The sequence below is a fragment of the Enterobacter cloacae complex sp. Mu1197 genome (assembly GCF_040059225.1).
In the GTDB taxonomy this organism is placed as follows: domain Bacteria; phylum Pseudomonadota; class Gammaproteobacteria; order Enterobacterales; family Enterobacteriaceae; genus Enterobacter; species Enterobacter quasiroggenkampii.
Genome location: NZ_CP157375.1, coordinates 2704075 through 2721843, shown reverse-complemented (window position 1 = coordinate 2721843; position 17769 = coordinate 2704075). Strand labels below are relative to the sequence as shown.

Below are 17769 nucleotides of genomic sequence, written 5' to 3'. Positions count from 1 at the left end.
AAACAAATCAAACGATAAACAAGAAGTTCATCACATCGCCATCTTTAACGATGTAATCTTCACCTTCAGCACGCATCTTGCCTGCTTCTTTCTCGCCTTGCTTACCCTTGCCCTCAATAAGTGGTTAGTATACACGTGGCGAATAACCCTATCCTGCGAATAGCCCCCGTGGCTGCTGACAACCCGCAGCGAATACGATCGTCTTGGTCGATTGCATCGCCGTGACGTTTTTACCAGCAATGGCTAGCACCCATCGCCGCGCCGCTGGTCCCACCACTGGGATGCTGCCGGTAACCCGCTGGAAGGATCTGCTGATAAGGTCGCGCACAACCGCCTGACACAGCTGAACGGCATTCGCTGGCGCTATGACATCCATGGCCGCACCGTGGAGAAGGATAACGGCCAGACCCGTTGGCACTACCGCTACGATCCGCTCGGTCGCCGCATCAGCAAAACGCGCCGCCAGATGCTGGGCGGACAGCCAACCGGCAAGCCGGTCACCACCCGGTTTGTCTGGGAAGGGTTCCGGCTGCTGCAGGAAGTGCACGGGGATGTGCCGCTGACCTACGTTTACAGCGATCAGGACAGTTACGACCCGCTGGCGCGTATTGACGGCGTTGATGCTCCGGAGATTTTCTGGTTCCACTGCCAGCCCAACGGCACGCCGGAGCGGATGACGGATATCGAAGGGCCGGTGCGCTGGGAAGGGGTAAACAGCGCCTGGGGCAAGCTGCTGCGGGAAAGCGAGACGCAGGTATCAGGATATTCTCAGAACCTGCGCATGCAGGGCAATACCTGAACCGTGAGACAGGGCTGCACTACAATCTGTTCCGGTATTACGACCCGGACTGCGGACGGTTTACGCAGCAGGTTCCGATAGGGCTGGCGGGGGGGATAAACCTTTACCAGTATGGTGCAAATAGTCTAACGCGAATAGACCCTCTGGGATTAAAACAAGAGGAAGTTATACGCTATATGAGTAAAGATGAAGCGATTGCATCAGCTTCTGAACGCGGTGGTAAAGGCGGATTGGTCCCTAACAATCGTGGTGATAAAGCCATATGGGTTAATCATGATAGTCGACCAGGATTTAACCCTGGAAATGAAAAGTATCGTGCAGTTATGACCGTAAATGACTCTGGGGTTGAGCTTCTTAATCAACATAGTGATATATCAAAAGTTGATTACAAAGAGACTGGGCTGAAAGATGGCGTTCTATCAAAGAAAAATGAACCTGGAGCAAAGGGCATCGGTAAAAATATCCTTTCTCGTTTTAATGATAAAATCACCTCATTCCAGATTGAAAAGAAAGATGCTAAAGGTAATTGGAAGAAATGTGGTAAGAGGATTACTTAATGATTTTTGAAATGTATCTACATAAAATTGAACACTTTACTAATGCGAGAGCAGAGATTGAAAGTTTTGGAAATTATGTCTATGTTCAGGATGAACCGGATCTGTTTCCCATTTGTTTTAAAAAAGAAAATGGGAAGCATGCAGAGTTGAGTCGTTGCCAAACTTGCTTTCCTAAAGTTATGTTACAGCGTACTTTAAAGAAGTTAGACTTAAGTGAAGATGAAAAGTATACATTTGAAGTTTTCCTTTCCCGATTAGGTTATCTATTTCAAATAGATAACCGACAGCGTATAGATAAAGATATCTTTATCTTGTTTTATATGTATCAACTCTTTTCTTTAAAAAATAATAAAGAAGATTATGTAATAAAAGCAAAAAGCTTTTTTTTAAGATTTTTGTGTTTTGAAATGGGCATGGATGATGAGTCTTATAATTTGCTATGCATTACTAATGATGGACTCTGTATAAATACTCTTCGGCATGGTAAAGTATCAGTATTGTCTTTGCTTGAGCAATTTTATGCGCAATTTGAAAAACAGAAAAGCTTTAAAGATCTTAAATATATAAAACTCTATCAAACATCGGTGTTGAATTTCTTGTTTGTTGCGGATGACGGTAATAATCGCCTGTTTTTTAATGATAAAAATTGCTATCTTATCGAACCTGATAACTTTATCAAAACATATAAAAAATCGAAAAAAATAATATATAGAGCTTTGGAACAGTGTTTTGACAAGTATCAATCAACAAAGAACTTACTAATATCAAATTTCATTCTAATGAATTATTCGTATTATATTGTCAGAAATAATTTATCAGATCTCAAAAACCTAAGAAGGCATGTTCCTTCAGATATGTTTAGGCAAATAATTTCCTCTATAGCGTACAGAGGTTTTTTTGTGGATGAAGAAGAAATATTTAAGTTATTTTCTCATGAATACAAAATCAGCCTTGAAAATGAAGGTCGAATGCTATTTAATTTAATATATTCGATTTAATACGTAATGTTTAAACACAATCGGGGGCTTTAGGTTTTTAATATTCAAACCGATGCTGGCCCTCGATACTCGAAGGCCAAGGTATGAGTGGTTGAGAATTTTACGGTTTGTTCGTTGTCAATTGAAAACTACATATACCTCATACCGTGCCTTAGTGGATGTGTCTATTAATAGTACGGATTATTTGCTTAACCAAAAGCATTATATGATCTTTTATTAGTATTTGATATTCTACGTTCTGCCTAATAAGCCGCTGACGAGTGTGATGGCATTTGCTGACGAGTCTGACAGGTAACTTAACCTCAAATGCTATTTTGTGGGGCAAAGATTGGCTTGAAAAAAATTGGATTAATGAAAAATGGCCGACAGACTTACAGTAGTGTCAGGAAATGAAAAACAAAAAAAGTGGCCTAAAGAAGGCGATGTTTTTTATTTTCAGTTAAATGATGGTCGATTAGGCTATGGTATGGTCTCCCTGGGTAAAATAGATGTCGGTCCATTCAAAAATGCTATAGTTATATATATATATGACTATTTTACATCTTCACTTCAAGAAGATGCTGTATTGGCAAAAGATAATTTGCTATTGCCGCCAATTATTACTAATAATTCATGTTGGAAAAACGGTTATTTCGTAACGTTTAAAACTATCGAAACGAGCGAAGTGGATATTTTACCACAACATTATTTTAAAAATCCTGTCAGAAATAAAATATATGATCAGCGTGGAGTGGCAATTGACTCACCGACTGAGAATATACCAATCGGTGAAGAGTCGATTCAATTCTATAAAAGCGTTATAAAATCTTTAGAAAGCTTTGTTAACTAATGGACTAGGCCGGGGGGATATTTCCGGCCTTTTGCTTACGCAATGAGAAAAATCATAAGCATACAAACAGATACTGCCGCATTAGTTATTTATGATTTGATGTCATTAAAGCATAGAATTAATGATGATGTAGATTGGTGGAGTCTTCCAGAAGATGAACTTGAAGAAATAAACAAAGGGAATGTATTATTTCTCAATCTTGGAGGTGATGGCGCCTATAAAGTACATATTAAAAGTGATGTTGATGAATATACCGGGTCGCTATTTTTAAATGTACCTTCTGGAAAGGTTTTCATTGGGGCGGGAGAAGATGTCACCGGCGGAGATCTTGAGCCTGATGACTCAGATGCTATTTCAGGTGAGTTTATTACTTTAGAACCTGGTAGTTACGAAGTTAAATATAAAAAGCAAGATTCAGATGTTCTAATTTCCTTTGCAAAAGCAACGTGTATTGAAAACTCATTAGAAGAGGGGGTTTATCTCTGATGAAATCCTCGCCTTGGCGTGGGTTTTCATCAAAAAACAAATGTTAAACAATTGGTTCATTATGTAGCCATTTTTAACAATATACTTTTTCCCTTCTGCACGCAGCTTGCTTGCTTTTTCGCGCCTTGTTTACCTTTTCCCTCCATAAACTTTCAATATACTCGCGACGAACGACTCCAACCTGAGAATATCCCCGGTGGCTGCTGACCATCCGCAGCGAGTACGACCGCCTCGGCCGACTGCATCGCCGGGACGTCTTTACCCGCAATGCCCAGCGCCCGTCGCCACGCCGCGGGTCCCGCAGCTGGGATTACGACTACCGCAATAATCTGGTGAGGGAAGAGCGGGACGATAACCCGTTCAGTTGGTACCGCTGGCACTACCGCTACGATGGCGAACATCGCCTGACGGAAGTCATCAGCCAGCCGCGGGATCGCAACAAGCCGCAGACGCAGGTCAGCTTCCGCTACGATCCGCTCGGTCGCCGCATCAGCAAAACGCGCCGCCAGATGCTGGGCGGACAGCCAACCGGCAAGCCGGTCACCACCCGGTTTGTCTGGGAAGGGTTCCGACTGCTGCAGGAGGTGCACGGGGATGTGCCGCTGACCTACGTTTACAGCGATCAGGACAGTTACGACCCGCTGGCGCGTATTGACGGCGTTGATGCTCCGGAGATTTTCTGGTTCCACTGCCAACCCAACGGCACGCCGGAGCGGATGACGGATATCGAAGGGCAGGTGCGCTGGAAAGGGGTGAACGGCGCCTGGGGCAAGCTGCTGCGGGAAAGCGAGACGCAGATATCAGGATATTCTCAGAACCTGCGCATGCAGGGGCAATACCTGGACCGTGAGACAGGGCTGCACTACAATCTGTTCCGTTATTACGACCCGGACTGCGGACGGTTTACGCAGCAGGACCCGATAGGGCTGGCGGGAGGGATAAATCTTTACCAGTATGCGCCGAATGCGCTGGGGTGGGGGGATCCATTAGGTTTACGATGTGGGCGAACTAATACTTGGAATGATTTTCAGCGGCAGCATAAAGGTCGTTTCAAATCATCAACTGAAGCGGCTTCTGCTTATAAAAAATTAGTGAATGAACAATCGCCTTGACCATTAAATGAGCCTCCTTTAGATGCAACATTAGTCCCAGGGACTCGAGTAAAAATGGCCGTATCTCCAGGCCAGCCAGCGACGAGACCTGGAGGGTTTGCTACATTTGACGATATTCCTAATGCTTCATATGTTAGAAATGAGCTCGCTGTGAAAATGGAATGGAAACCGGATATTGATAGAGTAATAACTTATGAAGTTAAGAAACCATTACCAGTTAAAATTGGTGCAGTTGGACCTCAAGTTGATAAAGGTGCGAATGTATATCTGCCTGGTGGAGGTTCACAAGTCGAAATGGCTGTGCCACCTGCAGAACGCATGAATTATTTGGAAGTTATTGACGAGTCGTTGCTCAAGCCCTAAGTTATAAAATGAGATTAAAATGATTAATAATTTTATCTGTGATAAAGAAAAAAATGAATTGCATTGGGTATATAATTCACACCAAGTAACTATCGTTATAGATGATTTAGATCTGGCAATGATAGATGAAAAGAGAAAATTAATTTTTGTATTGAGTAAACCATTACCCCTTCCCGTGCTATTAACTGTTTTAAATATAGATGGGACTTTGCTTTCAACATTTGCGCCTCCAGAAGGTGCGTCTTTTTCTTATTTGACATTAAACGATAAAAAAGAGGTTTTGATTGTCTGCTCCTTTTCGGAAAAAATAAATGGTTGGTATGATTGGCATTATTCTTTAGACTTGGATAATAAAGTGATAACAAGAATGGCGCCATCTTATTAGAATCTGATAAAGCCATTTTAAAGTAAATTTTTTGTGGCTTAATAAAATCATAACACTAAATATGAGGCTCATCATATTCTTAGCCATAGCTATCCAGATAATAAAGTTTGCTGGCCCGTATTGTCAGCCTTGAAGCGACGGAGATCTTCTGATTCCACGGTTTGCCCAGCGGCACGCTGGAGCTGATAACTTATGTAGAAAGGCAGTAACTCTGGTACGGTTTCAAGTATTATATTGGTAATGTTTTATCAGAATTGCCAGATGGTACAAGAATATAAGTCAAGGTAAAATAATGAATGATAAAAACATACAAACAGTTGACCTACTTATCTCACATAGTCAAATATTGCTACGATCACGAGACTATGATGAAAAACTGAGCCAGTGGGGTAAAGGTAATGTATCTCAAGGCGCTGTGATTCATAAAGATTATGTTATTTTTGATCCTTTACCTGAGGACGCATTTGGAGCAAAAGTAAATATTAAAATAGAGAATACTTTTAATTTAGATGAAAATGCTCAACGCTGCATTGTAGTGTCATTTTTTATTACAGATAAAAATAAGCTTCAGATCGCTTCTGCGACAGAGAAATTTGACATAAACATAAATGTAACCAACAAAACGTATTCGCTCTATTATGAGATTTGTGAAGAAGATGAAATTTATTACAATTTCACTCTTGTGCCGGAAAAGAACACTGTCACAGCTAAGTTTTTATTAGACGACCCTTGGGGTGGAAAAAAAGATAATCCACTAAAAGAAGGTGTTTTTTAACGTTAATAATAAGTAAATAAGAACGAAAAAAATCCACGCCAAAGCGTGGATTTTTTTCATTCAAAACCAATCAAACGTTAAACAGGAAGTTCATCACATCGCCATCTTTAACGATGTAATCTTTCCCTTCTGCACGCATCTTGCCTGCTTCTTTCGCGCCTTGCTCACCCTTGTAGGTGATAAAGTCTTCAAACGCGATAGTCTGTGCACGAATAAAGCCTTTCTCGAAGTCGGTGTGGATCTTACCGGCCGCCTGAGGCGCAGTCGCACCCACAGGGATGGTCCACGCACGCACTTCCTTCACGCCAGCGGTGAAGTAGGTCTGCAGGTTCAGCAGCTCATAGCCCGCGCGGATCACGCGGTTCAGGCCCGGCTCTTCCAGACCCAGCTCGGCCATGAACTCTTCACGGTCGGCGTCGTCCAGCTCGGCGATGTCGGATTCAACGGCCGCGCACACGGCAACAACCACAGAACCTTCCGCCGCGGCGATTTCACGCACTTTGTCCAGGTACGGGTTGTTCTCGAAACCGTCTTCGTTAACGTTGGCGATGTACATGGTTGGCTTCAGGGTCAGGAAGCTCAGGTATTTGATCGCCGCTTTGTCTTCGTCAGTCAGGTTTTTCAGCGCGCGCAGCATGCCGGCGTTTTCCAGCTGTGGCAGGCATTTTTCCAGCGCAGCCAGTTCCGCTTTCGCGTCCTTGTCGCCGCCTTTGGCTTTCTTCTGCACGCGGTGAATCGCGCGTTCGCAGGTGTCGAGGTCAGAGAGCGCCAGCTCGGTGTTGATAACGTCGATGTCGTCAGCCGGATCCACTTTGTTGTTAACGTGGATGATGTTGTCGTTCTCGAAGCAGCGCACAACGTGGCCGATCGCTTCGGTTTCACGAATGTTGGTCAGGAACTGGTTACCCAGACCTTCACCTTTGGATGCGCCTTTTACCAGGCCCGCGATGTCAACGAATTCCATGGTGGTTGGCAGAATGCGCTGCGGCTTCACGATTTCCGCGAGCTGGTCCAGACGCGGATCAGGCATTGGCACAACGCCGGTGTTAGGTTCGATGGTACAGAACGGGAAGTTCGCCGCTTCGATACCCGCTTTGGTAAGCGCGTTAAACAGGGTGGATTTGCCCACGTTTGGCAGACCGACGATACCGCATTTGAATCCCATTTCTAAATCACCTTAATATCTTGATAATCAATCCGTTAACGATAACCGATTGATGAAAAGTAAATAACTACGCCTATTATACACGTAACCCGCATGACGCGCGGTAAAAAAGCCGTATCGGGCGGATTATTGCGCTTTGAAAGCGTGTAAACGGTTTGTCGATTTGGTTAAGCCGTCTTTCAGCCAGATTTCCGTGCAGCGTGCCGCTTCGTCTACCGCCTCGTCAATCAGTTTCTGCTCAGAAACCGGTGGCTTACCGAGCACGAAACCGACAACTTTGTTTTTATCGCCCGGATGGCCGATTCCCACGCGCAAACGGTGGAAATTCGGGTTATTGCCCAGTTTGCTGATGATGTCTTTAAGACCGTTGTGGCCGCCGTGCCCGCCGCCCAGCTTAAATTTTGCCACGCCAGGGGGAAGATCCAGCTCATCGTGGGCGACCAGAATTTCATCCGGATTGATGCGATAAAACGTCGCCATTGCCGCCACGGCTTTACCGCTCAGGTTCATAAACGTGGTGGGGACCAGCAGGCGAACGTCCGCGCCTGCAAGGTTGATACGCGAGGTATACCCGAAGAATTTAGGTTCTTCACGCAGGGGAGCACGTAACCGCTCGGCCAGCAGATCGACGTACCATGCTCCGGCATTGTGGCGGGTAGCCGCATATTCTGCGCCCGGGTTGGCGAGGCCGACAATCAGTTTAATCGTCACGATTCAATTCCTAATGGGTTCCAGATCTGGCGCGTAGTTTACTGTCTGGCGCGCCGCTTGACAAAATTCTGCGATCGTCGCAGCGAAATACGAATAATTACTTATCTAAACAATTAGAATTTCAAGCTGTTCAACGTGTTATTTGTAAACTTTTGTTTGGGAGTTATCTGTAATTGTGATCATTCACGCAACTCATAAAAGGGGCGTTGTCTATACTTTACACACAAGGATTAGGGGCTTTTCCCCTGACAACCCAAAGTTCCGGAGGTGACACATGAAACGCAAAAACGCTTCGTTACTCGGTAACGTGCTCATGGGGTTGGGGCTGTTCGTGATGGTAGCCGGCGTGGGTTATTCAATTTTAAACCAGTTGCCGCAGCTTGATCTCCCGCAATACTTTGCGCATGGTGCGATATTGAGCATCTTCATTGGTGCAGTGTTGTGGCTGGCGGGAGCACGCGTGAGCGGCCATGAGGAAGTGTGTGACAAATACTGGTGGGTGCGCCACTACGATAAACGCTGTCGTCGCGATCAGCATAAGCACAGTTGACGCTACCTTAAAGAATACCGAAACGGCTCCTCAGTGAGTCGTTTTTTTTTGCATCAAGGGTTGACCCTCACGTAACGTAAGGCTCCAGAGTAGCGGCACTGGCAAAGTAAAAGGAGCAGTTATGTTGATTCAGGTGGGTGAGCTGGCGAAACGGGCCGGGATCACCGTACGCACATTGCATCACTATGAGCAAACAGGATTGTTGCTGCCTTCTGCCAGAAGCGCAGCAGGTTACCGGCTCTACAACCTGGCGGATGTTCAGCGTCTGCATATGATCCAGGCGCTGGCAAAGGCGGGGCTGGAACTTGCTGAAATCAGGGATTTCCTGGAACAGGAGTCGCTGTCGTTAACCGAGTTACTCGATGCGCAAATCACGCTGCTGGATAAACAGCTGCGCAGCATACATACGCTGCGCGACCGGCTGGTCGAACTGCGCACCGGGCTGCTCAACGATGCGACGCCGGATCTGGAATCCTGGCTACAGACTCTGGAGTTAATGAATATGTACGATCGCTGGTTTAGCAAAGAAGAGTTACAGCAGCTGCCGTTTGCGGTGCAGAAGGATGCGCTGGCGGCCATCTGGTCAGGGCTGGTTGCGGAAGCAAACACGCTGTTGAAACAGCACATACCCGTCTCGGACCCGCGGGCGATGGACCTGGCGACGCGCTGGATGGAACGCCTGGAGCAGGACACGGCGGGCAAGCCGGAGTTTCTCACCCGGCTGAATGAGATGCACAGCGTGGAGCCCCAGATGCAGGTGCAGACCGGCATCACGCCGGGAATGACCGATTACATTACACGGGCGTTCGCCGAGTCGAAGTTGATTATCTGGGAAAAATATCTTTCCGCCGAGGAGATGGCCTTTACCCGGAAGCACTACTTTGACCGCATGATGGAGTGGCCGCCGCTGGTGGCAAAACTGCATCAGGCGCAGCGGGAGAATATCGATCCCGCCTCGGAGGAGGCGCAAAAGCTGGCTGAAAACTGGCTGGCGTTATTCCAGTCATATGCAGGCACCAGCCCGGAGACCCAGCAAAAGTTTCGCACGGCCATGCAGCAGGAGCCGCATCTGATGAAGGGAACATGGATGACGCCTGCCGTGCTTGGGTGGCTTCAGCAGGCGATTGGGGTGATGATGCAGAGACGTTCCTCTGCATCAGGCGGCTCACAGATCCGCTAATGCGGCTTCACGGTTAGGATAAAAGGCAAGGCGGCCAGGGATCGGCTGCACGCCCGCACGCGCCATGGTGCGCAGGGGCTGGAATTCGAGGTTACTCACCCGCAGTTCACAGCCTTCCGGCAGACGCGCAACAAAGCGCTGGAAGGCATCCAGGCCGCCAGCGTCCAGCACCGGTACGGCATCCCATTTCAGCACCACAATCCGCTTGCCCGCGATGCGGGATTCCAGATCGCTGAACAGGCCTTCCGCCGCGGCGAAGAACAGCGGGCCAATCACGCGCAGAACCAGCACATCGTCAGGCACCTCTACGTTGACCGGGGAGAGGCGCGTCATCTGCGCGATACGGCGCATAAACAGCAGGGACGCCAGCACGATCCCGACGCTGATGGCGATGACCATATCGAACAGCACGGTCAGCGACATACAGATCAGCATCACAATGATGTCGTCTTTCGGCGCACGACGCAGCAGGTTCACCACCTTGTGCGCCTCACTCATGTTCCAGGCCACCATCAGTAGCAGGGCGGCCATGGCGGAAAGCGGTAGCCAGGAAAGCAGCGGGGCGAGGATCAGCAGGGCGAGGATCACCAGTACGGAATGGATAACTGCCGAAACGGGTGACGTTGCCCCCGCGCGCACGTTAGCTGCAGAACGGGCGATGGCTGCCGTTGCGGTAATACCGCCAAAGAACGGCGCAACGAGGTTCCCCAATCCCTGACCGACCAGTTCGCTGTTAGCTTTGTGCTTGGTGCCGGTCATCCCGTCCAGAACGACGGCGCAGAGCAGGGATTCAATCGCCCCCAGCATCGCCATCGAGAACGCGGCGGGAAGCAGGGCGCGCAGGGAGTCCCAGCTTAAGGTAAAGCTGGAGCCGGGCATATCCCACGGCAGCACCAGCTGCGGCAACAGTTGCGGAATGCCGCTGCCCTGTGAACCGTCCGCCAGAACATAGTGGAACTGTGAGCCGATAGTCGCGACATGACCACCGAACATATTGACGATAGCCATCACCGCGCAGCCCAGCAGCAGCGCGGGCAGATGGCCCGGCAGTCGAATGCCCAGACGAGGCCAGACGATCAGCGTGCCCAGCGTCACCATCCCGATGGCGGCGTCGCCGAGGTTCGCAGTCGGTAGCGCCATAAACAGCGCGCCCACTTTTTGCAGATAGTGTTCAGGGACGTGAGCCATTTGCAGGCCGAGGAAATCCTTGATCTGCATGGTTCCGATGGTGATCCCAATCCCCGAGGTGAACCCCAGCGTCACGGAAAGGGGGATGTACTCAATCAGCCGCCCAAAACGGGCCAGACCAAACAGAATCAAAAAGACCCCGGACATCAGGGTGGCGACCAGCAGGCCTGCCAGACCAAACTGCTGTGAAACCGGGTAGAGGATCACCACAAAGGCGGCAGTCGGGCCGGAGACGCTGAAGCGCGAGCCGCCGGTCAGAGCGATGACGATCCCGGCCACGGCTGAGGTGTACAGGCCGTACTGCGGCGCAACGCCGCTGCCAATCGCCAGCGCCATCGCCAGCGGGATGGCAATAATGCCGACGGTGATCCCGGCAATCAGGTCACGCACAAAGCGTGAGGAGGTGTACTTCTCTTTCCAGCAGGCGTCGATGAGGGCGCGAAAGGGCAGAACATGTGAGGAGGCTACGTTTTTCACAATTATCTATCATCCGTATGCGCATCATCTGTCATATGAATGGCAGGTGAAGGAGGCATTAATCATACAAATAAAACCCAGAGACAAAAAAACCCGCCGCAGCGGGTTTTTTGGCCGTGCTCGATCAGTGTTCGAACATTGCAGAGATGGATTCTTCGTTGCTGATACGACGAATCGCTTCGGCCAGCATCCCAGACAGGGTCAGGGTACGCACGTTTGGCAGTGCCTTGATCTCGTCGCTCAGTGGGATGGTATCGCATACCACAACTTCGTCAATCACGGAGTTGCGCAGGTTGTTTACGGCATTGCCGGAGAAGATCGGGTGGGTCGCGTAAGCGAATACGCGCTTGGCACCACGCTCTTTCAGCGCTTCAGCCGCTTTACACAGCGTACCGCCGGTATCGATCATGTCGTCAACCAGCACGCAGTCGCGGCCAGCCACGTCACCGATGATGTGCATCACCTGTGAAACGTTAGCGCGCGGACGACGTTTGTCGATGATCGCCATGTCGGTATCGTTCAGCAGCTTAGCGATAGCACGGGCACGTACCACGCCGCCGATGTCCGGAGAAACCACGATTGGGTTATCCAGGTTCAGCTGCAGCATGTCTTCCAGCAGGATTGGGCTGCCGAATACGTTATCAACCGGGACGTCGAAGAAGCCCTGGATCTGCTCTGCGTGCAGGTCAACGGTCAGTACGCGGTCAACGCCAACGCTGGACAGGAAGTCAGCGACAACTTTCGCGGTAATTGGCACACGCGCGGAACGGACGCGACGGTCCTGGCGGGCATAGCCGAAGTAAGGGATTACAGCAGTGATACGGCCTGCGGAAGCGCGACGCAGGGCGTCGACCATAACAACCAGTTCCATCAGGTTGTCGTTCGTTGGAGCACAGGTGGACTGGATGATGAAAATATCACCACCGCGTACATTTTCGTTGATTTGTACGCTGACTTCGCCGTCGCTAAAGCGACCTACGGCGGCGTCGCCGAGGGAAGTGTACAGGCGGTTGGCAATACGTTGTGCTAGTTCCGGGGTGGCGTTACCAGCAAAAAGCTTCATATCAGGCACGAGAAGAACCTCAGGCATGCGTCCAGTGGTGGATAGCGTTCGCCGTAAACTGTGCGGGCCAGGCAAAGGCTATCCAGGCGGTGTATTAAAGAGCGCGATGCAACGTCTGGAACAGGGTGACGTTGTCACCGAAACTCAGTCTGCGCCAGAATGGCCTGCTGTAGGGGGGAAATGTTCATCCCACGCGCTACAAAACCATGCAGCCAAACCGGCGCTTGCTCAAGCACCTGACGAGCGGCGGATTCGGTGTCAAATTCAGCAAAGACACAGGCCCCTGTACCAGTCAGGCGCGACGGCGCGTATTCTAACAGCCAGGAAAGCACCGCATCAACCTCGCGAAAACGTTTTCTTGCGATATCCTCGCAATCGTTGCTGAATTCACAATTTAATAACGTTTCTATTGACCGAATCGGGGTATTTCTTTTCAGGTCAGGATCTTTAAAGATGACCGGGGTCGGAATGCTCACGCCGGGGTGAGCAACCAGATACCATTTTTCCGGCGGGTTGACCGGGGAGAGGATTTCCCCCACGCCCTCGGCAAAGGCCGCATGACCGCGAACAAACACCGGAACATCCGCGCCCAGCGTCAAGCCCAGGGCGGCAAGTTCGTCCTGCGACAGCCCGCAGCCCCAGAGGTGGTTCAGGGCAACCAGCACCGTGGCGGCGTTAGATGAGCCGCCGCCCAGACCGCCGCCCATCGGCAGACGTTTCTCGATACGAATATCCGCACCGCTTCCCGCAGGCAGGCGACCTGATTCCGCAGCGGCGTTCATCAGCAGACGCGCGGCGCGCACAATCAGGTTGTCCTCATGCGCCACGCCGTCGACCGGCGTCAGGAGGCAAATCTGCCCGTCCTGGCGCAGTTCAATGGAGATCGTGTCGCCATAGTCAATAAACTGAAACAGCGTCTGCAGGGTGTGATAGCCGTCAGCGCGCTGGCCGGTAATGTATAAAAACAGATTCAGTTTTGCCGGAGAGGGCCAGTGGGTCATCATTTAACGATCCAGTTGTCCATTTTCAGCTTGATGCGCTGGCTGCCCTGGGTCAGTTCCATATTCGATGGCAGCGACGGTTTACTCTTGCTGTCATAGTCGCTGTACACCACTTTCCAGGTCTTGCCGTTCTGGGTGTAGTTCACCTGGCTCAGACGATATTGATCGTCAAGCGTGTAGTCGGTGGCGTCACCCGGCAGGCCGAGGATCCACTGGCGCAGGCTGTTGAGCGGGATAGGCATTCCGGTCAGCTTGCCAATCATCTCTTCGGCATCGGTTGCGGTGTAGTGCTGGCCTTTGTTATCGGTGATCTGCGCTTCGCCCGGTTTCGCGATAAGCTCCAGCTCGGTGCTGCCCAGCGGGTTCAGCAGCAGCAGGCGATAGTTGTCCTGACCCGTTTGTTGCCAGAAGAAGCGTGCATACACTTTTTGCTCATCCGAAAGATAAGCAAACGCGCCGCGGGTCTGGTACTGGTTCAAATTACGGACGTCCTGCTGGTGCTGACGCCACTGTGGCGAGTCAGGGCTTTTGCCCGGGCCTTTTGGTTGAGTGACGGTACACGCGGTCAGAACCAGTGCCGCCAGGGGCAGCAGGCGAATCAGTCGGGTCATAATGAGGACAAATCCTTGAGATACGTTGCAGTTATAACTGTTAATGCTAGCGTCGAAGGGGGCTACCGTCTACGTTCAAATTATCTCAAAGCGTTGTGTAACCTATTACTCCGAAAGGGGGCTGTCTCTTTTATTGATCTCGCGCATCCTGTATGATGCGTTCTGCTAACCTTATTAACGCTGGTACTACTCCCGCTCAACATGACCCTATTAGCACTCGGCATCAACCACAAAACGGCCCCGGTTTCGCTGCGAGAACGCGTAACGTTTTCGCCAGATACGCTCGACCTGGCGCTGGACAGCCTGCTTGCACAGCCGATGGTGCAGGGTGGCGTGGTGCTCTCGACGTGCAACCGTACCGAGCTCTATTTAAGCGTGGAAGAGCAGGATAACCTGCACGAAGCGCTGATCCGCTGGTTATGCGACTACCACAATCTCAATGAAGACGAGCTGCGCAACAGCCTGTACTGGCATCAGGACAACGATGCCGTCAGCCATCTGATGCGCGTGGCCAGCGGGCTGGATTCGCTGGTGCTCGGCGAACCGCAAATTCTGGGTCAGGTGAAAAAAGCCTTTGCGGATTCGCAAAAAGGGCATCTGAAGGCCAGCGAGCTGGAGCGCATGTTCCAGAAGTCATTCTCCGTGGCGAAGCGTGTGCGAACCGAAACCGACATTGGTGCCAGTGCGGTTTCTGTTGCTTTCGCGGCATGCACCCTTGCACGCCAAATCTTTGAATCCCTCTCCACCGTCACCGTGATGCTGGTGGGCGCGGGCGAAACCATCGAACTTGTGGCGCGCCATCTGCGCGAGCATAAAGTGAAAAAGATGATTATCGCTAACCGCACTCGCGAACGCGCGCAGGTGCTGGCGGATGAAGTGGGCGCAGAGGTGGTTGCCCTGAGCGACATCGATGAACGTCTGAAAGAGGCGGACATTATTATCAGCTCGACCGCCAGTCCGCTGCCGATTATCGGCAAAGGGATGGTGGAGCGTGCGCTGAAGTCTCGTCGTAATCAGCCGATGCTGCTGGTGGATATTGCCGTCCCGCGTGATGTTGAGCCGGAAGTGGGCAAGCTGCCTAACGCCTACCTCTACAGCGTGGATGACCTGCAAAGCATCATTTCGCACAACCTCGCCCAGCGTAAAGCGGCGGCGGTGCAGGCGGAAACCATTGTTGAGCAGGAAACCAGTGAGTTTATGGCCTGGCTGCGCGCGCAAAGCGTCAGCGAGACCATCCGCGAGTATCGCGGACAGGCGGAGCAGGTGCGTGACGACCTGACAGCCAAAGCGTTAGCGGCCCTGGAGCAGGGCGGCGACGCACATGCAATTATGCAGGATCTGGCGTGGAAACTGACCAACCGCCTGATCCATGCGCCAACCAAATCTCTTCAGCAGGCTGCCCGTGACGGGGATGATGAACGCCTGACTATTCTGCGCAACAGCCTCGGGCTGGAATAGCGCCCTATACCCATTTTCTAAGACAAGGTGCACTTACGCCTATGAAGCCTTCTATCGTCGCTAAACTGGAAGCTCTGCACGAGCGCCATGAAGAAGTCCAGGCGCTGCTCGGCGATGCCGGGACCATTGCGGACCAGGAGCGTTTTCGCGCGCTCTCACGTGAATACGCGCAGTTAAGTGATGTTTCTAAATGCTTTACCGACTGGCGACAGGTTCAGGAAGATATCGAAACCGCGCAGATGATGCTCGACGATCCTGAAATGCGCGAGATGGCGCAGGAAGAGTTGCAGGATGCGAAAGCGCGTTCTGAGGAGATGGAGCAGCAGCTTCAGGTGCTTCTGCTGCCAAAAGATCCGGACGACGAGCGTAACGCGTTCGTGGAAGTCCGCGCCGGTACCGGCGGTGACGAAGCGGCACTGTTTGCCGGGGATCTGTTCCGCATGTACAGCCGCTACGCCGAGTCGCGTCGCTGGCGCGTGGAGATCATGAGCGCCAACGAAGGCGAACACGGTGGCTACAAAGAGGTTATCGCCAAGATCAGCGGCGACGGCGTATACGGTCGTCTCAAGTTTGAATCCGGCGGTCACCGCGTGCAGCGCGTTCCGGCCACCGAATCTCAGGGCCGTATCCACACCTCCGCCTGTACGGTGGCGGTGATGCCGGAGCTGCCGGAAGCGGAGCTGCCGGACATCAACCCGGCGGACCTGCGTATTGATACCTTCCGCTCCTCCGGGGCGGGTGGTCAGCACGTTAACACCACCGACTCCGCCATCCGTATTACCCACCTGCCAACCGGTATCGTGGTGGAGTGTCAGGACGAGCGTTCACAGCACAAAAACAAAGCCAAAGCGCTGTCCGTGCTGGGCGCGCGTATCCACGCGGCCGAAATGGCGAAACGCCAGCAGGCGGAAGCGTCTACGCGTCGTAACCTGCTGGGGAGCGGCGATCGCAGCGACCGTAACCGCACCTACAACTTCCCGCAGGGGCGCGTGACCGACCACCGCATCAACCTGACGCTGTACCGTCTGGACGAGGTGATGGAAGGGAAGCTGGATATGCTGATTGAGCCTATTGTGCAGGAATACCAGGCCGACCAGCTGGCGGCACTGTCCGAGCAGGAATAATGGATTTTCAGCGCTGGTTACGTGAGGCTGCCGCTGAGCTTTCCGAAAGCGAAAGCCCGAAACGCGATGCCGAAATTTTACTTGAGCATGTGACGGGCAAAGCCCGCACGTACCTGCTGGCCTTCGGTGAAACCGAACTGACCGCTGAGCAGGAAGCACGGCTCGCCACGCTGCTTGCCCGCCGTAAGCACGGCGAGCCGGTGGCGCACCTTGTCGGTGAGCGCGAGTTCTGGTCGTTACCGCTTTACGTCTCGGCGGCGACGCTGATCCCGCGTCCCGATACCGAGTGTCTGGTCGAACAGGCGCTGGCGCGTTTACCGACGGCGGCCTGCCGCATTCTTGATCTCGGTACGGGCACCGGGGCCATCGCGCTGGCGCTCGCCAGTGAACGACCCGACTGCGCGGTGACGGCGGTAGATGTGATGCCCGACGCGGTAGCGCTGGCGCAGCGCAACGTGGAACGTCTTGGCCTGACCAACGTAACGGTGCTGCAAAGCAGCTGGTTTAGCGCGCTGGAGAACCAGACGTTCGGCATCATTGTCAGTAACCCACCCTATATTGACGAGCATGATCCGCACCTTGCACAGGGTGATGTGCGCTTCGAACCGCTGACGGCGCTGGTCGCCGCCAGGGAAGGTTTAGCCGACCTCGATCACATTGTGACAATGTCACGACAACATTTACTTTCCGGCGGCTGGCTTCTTGTGGAGCATGGCTGGACGCAGGGAGAAAGTGTGCGGGCATTGTTTACTCAGGCGGGTTACGCCGACGTCAAAACCTGCCGCGACTACGGCGGCAATGAACGCCTGACGCTGGGGCAGTGGCTATGAGTGCAGGCTATCTGCCATTTACTGATAAAGGCGTAAGGCTGACTGAAAGGCGGTTTGGCGTTATCATCTACATCGTTTTGAGTTTTATCTCGTCCGGGCGTCGCTGT

At 51.6% G+C, this 17769-nt stretch carries 18 protein-coding genes and 4 pseudogenes; 15 read left to right on the top strand and 7 right to left on the bottom strand.

Annotated features, from left to right (window positions below; translation table 11 throughout):
* Positions 1–7: 7 nt before the first annotated feature.
* A pseudogene (locus tag ABFV38_RS12890) lies at positions 8–109 on the bottom strand (DUF933 domain-containing protein); the annotation flags it as partial.
* A gap of 63 nt (positions 110–172) precedes the next feature.
* Here ABFV38_RS12890 and ABFV38_RS12885 point away from each other — a divergent pair.
* From ABFV38_RS12885 to comJ, 9 genes and pseudogenes are all read left to right on the top strand, one after another.
* A pseudogene (locus tag ABFV38_RS12885) lies at positions 173–951 on the top strand (RHS repeat-associated core domain-containing protein); the annotation flags it as partial.
* Between the two features lie 24 nt (positions 952–975).
* A complete protein-coding gene (locus tag ABFV38_RS12880; protein ID WP_348959448.1) occupies positions 976–1356 on the top strand; it encodes a hypothetical protein in 381 nt (126 codons plus the stop codon).
* Positions 1356–2354, top strand: coding sequence for a hypothetical protein (locus tag ABFV38_RS12875; RefSeq protein WP_348957382.1), 999 nt, complete (start codon positions 1356–1358; stop codon positions 2352–2354). Before ABFV38_RS12880 ends, ABFV38_RS12875 begins: the two co-directional genes overlap by 1 nt.
* A 358-nt stretch (positions 2355–2712) precedes the next feature.
* Positions 2713–3183 carry an Imm26 family immunity protein gene (locus ABFV38_RS12870; RefSeq protein WP_348957381.1) on the top strand — a complete coding sequence of 157 codons (471 nt, stop codon included), beginning with the start codon at positions 2713–2715 and terminating at the stop codon, positions 3181–3183.
* A gap of 42 nt (positions 3184–3225) precedes the next feature.
* The gene (locus tag ABFV38_RS12865) at positions 3226–3669 is read left to right on the top strand and encodes a DUF6386 family protein (protein ID WP_348957380.1); all 444 of its coding nucleotides are present in this window, start codon (positions 3226–3228) and stop codon (positions 3667–3669) included.
* Positions 3670–3869: 200 nt separating this feature from the next.
* A pseudogene (locus ABFV38_RS12860) lies at positions 3870–4781 on the top strand (RHS repeat-associated core domain-containing protein); the annotation flags it as partial.
* 54 nt (positions 4782–4835) lie between these two features.
* Positions 4836–5144, top strand: coding sequence for a hypothetical protein (locus tag ABFV38_RS12855; protein ID WP_044857620.1), 309 nt, complete (start codon positions 4836–4838; stop codon positions 5142–5144).
* Positions 5145–5163: 19 nt separating this feature from the next.
* Complete coding sequence (locus ABFV38_RS12850) at positions 5164–5529, top strand: hypothetical protein (RefSeq protein WP_348957379.1); 366 nt, start codon at positions 5164–5166, stop codon at positions 5527–5529.
* A gap of 292 nt (positions 5530–5821) precedes the next feature.
* Complete coding sequence (gene comJ / locus ABFV38_RS12845; protein ID WP_348957378.1) at positions 5822–6304, top strand: competence protein ComJ; 483 nt, start codon at positions 5822–5824, stop codon at positions 6302–6304.
* A 70-nt stretch (positions 6305–6374) separates the two neighbouring features.
* On the opposite strand, the gene ychF is transcribed toward comJ, so the two are convergent.
* Both ychF and pth read right to left on the bottom strand, forming a co-directional pair.
* A complete protein-coding gene (gene ychF / locus ABFV38_RS12840) occupies positions 6375–7469 on the bottom strand; it encodes a redox-regulated ATPase YchF (RefSeq protein WP_003856650.1) in 1095 nt (364 codons plus the stop codon).
* Positions 7470–7595: 126 nt separating this feature from the next.
* Positions 7596–8180: an aminoacyl-tRNA hydrolase gene (pth, locus tag ABFV38_RS12835; RefSeq protein WP_348957377.1), complete on the bottom strand. Its 585-nt coding sequence runs from the start codon at positions 8178–8180 to the stop codon at positions 7596–7598.
* Positions 8181–8454: 274 nt separating this feature from the next.
* Between pth and ychH the strand changes: the two genes are divergently transcribed.
* Positions 8455–8730 carry a stress-induced protein YchH gene (ychH, locus tag ABFV38_RS12830; protein WP_024907062.1) on the top strand — a complete coding sequence of 92 codons (276 nt, stop codon included), beginning with the start codon at positions 8455–8457 and terminating at the stop codon, positions 8728–8730.
* A 121-nt stretch (positions 8731–8851) separates the two neighbouring features.
* Positions 8852–9910 carry a MerR family transcriptional regulator gene (locus tag ABFV38_RS12825; protein WP_348957376.1) on the top strand — a complete coding sequence of 353 codons (1059 nt, stop codon included), beginning with the start codon at positions 8852–8854 and terminating at the stop codon, positions 9908–9910.
* Here ABFV38_RS12825 and dauA read toward each other — a convergent pair.
* The 4 genes from dauA to lolB all read right to left on the bottom strand — a co-directional run bounded on the left by dauA (position 9896) and on the right by lolB (position 14250).
* On the bottom strand, positions 9896–11575 hold the full coding sequence (gene dauA / locus ABFV38_RS12820; protein ID WP_048029739.1) for a C4-dicarboxylic acid transporter DauA: 1680 nt from the start codon (positions 11573–11575) through the stop codon (positions 9896–9898). The two genes, ABFV38_RS12825 and dauA, sit on opposite strands and share 15 nt — an antisense overlap.
* 124 nt (positions 11576–11699) lie before the next feature.
* Complete coding sequence (gene prs, locus ABFV38_RS12815; protein WP_003856663.1) at positions 11700–12647, bottom strand: ribose-phosphate diphosphokinase; 948 nt, start codon at positions 12645–12647, stop codon at positions 11700–11702.
* Positions 12648–12772: 125 nt separating this feature from the next.
* A complete protein-coding gene (gene ispE / locus ABFV38_RS12810) occupies positions 12773–13642 on the bottom strand; it encodes a 4-(cytidine 5'-diphospho)-2-C-methyl-D-erythritol kinase (protein ID WP_167211156.1) in 870 nt (289 codons plus the stop codon).
* Positions 13639–14250, bottom strand: coding sequence for a lipoprotein insertase outer membrane protein LolB (gene lolB / locus ABFV38_RS12805; protein WP_063621904.1), 612 nt, complete (start codon positions 14248–14250; stop codon positions 13639–13641). Before lolB ends, ispE begins: the two co-directional genes overlap by 4 nt.
* Positions 14251–14451: 201 nt before the next feature.
* Here lolB and hemA point away from each other — a divergent pair, with 201 nt between their 5' ends.
* From hemA to ABFV38_RS12785, 4 genes and pseudogenes are all read left to right on the top strand, one after another.
* Positions 14452–15708 carry a glutamyl-tRNA reductase gene (gene hemA / locus ABFV38_RS12800; protein ID WP_024907067.1) on the top strand — a complete coding sequence of 419 codons (1257 nt, stop codon included), beginning with the start codon at positions 14452–14454 and terminating at the stop codon, positions 15706–15708.
* 41 nt (positions 15709–15749) lie between these two features.
* Positions 15750–16832 (top strand): peptide chain release factor 1, encoded by a 1083-nt coding sequence (gene prfA / locus ABFV38_RS12795; RefSeq protein WP_021240360.1) that lies wholly within the window; start codon positions 15750–15752, stop codon positions 16830–16832.
* Complete coding sequence (prmC, locus tag ABFV38_RS12790; RefSeq protein ID WP_196346469.1) at positions 16832–17662, top strand: peptide chain release factor N(5)-glutamine methyltransferase; 831 nt, start codon at positions 16832–16834, stop codon at positions 17660–17662. The genes prfA and prmC overlap by 1 nt, the downstream gene beginning before the upstream one ends.
* A pseudogene (locus tag ABFV38_RS12785) lies at positions 17644–17766 on the top strand (siroheme synthase); the annotation flags it as partial. The gene prmC and the pseudogene ABFV38_RS12785, both read left to right, overlap by 19 nt.
* Positions 17767–17769: the final 3 nt, after the last annotated feature.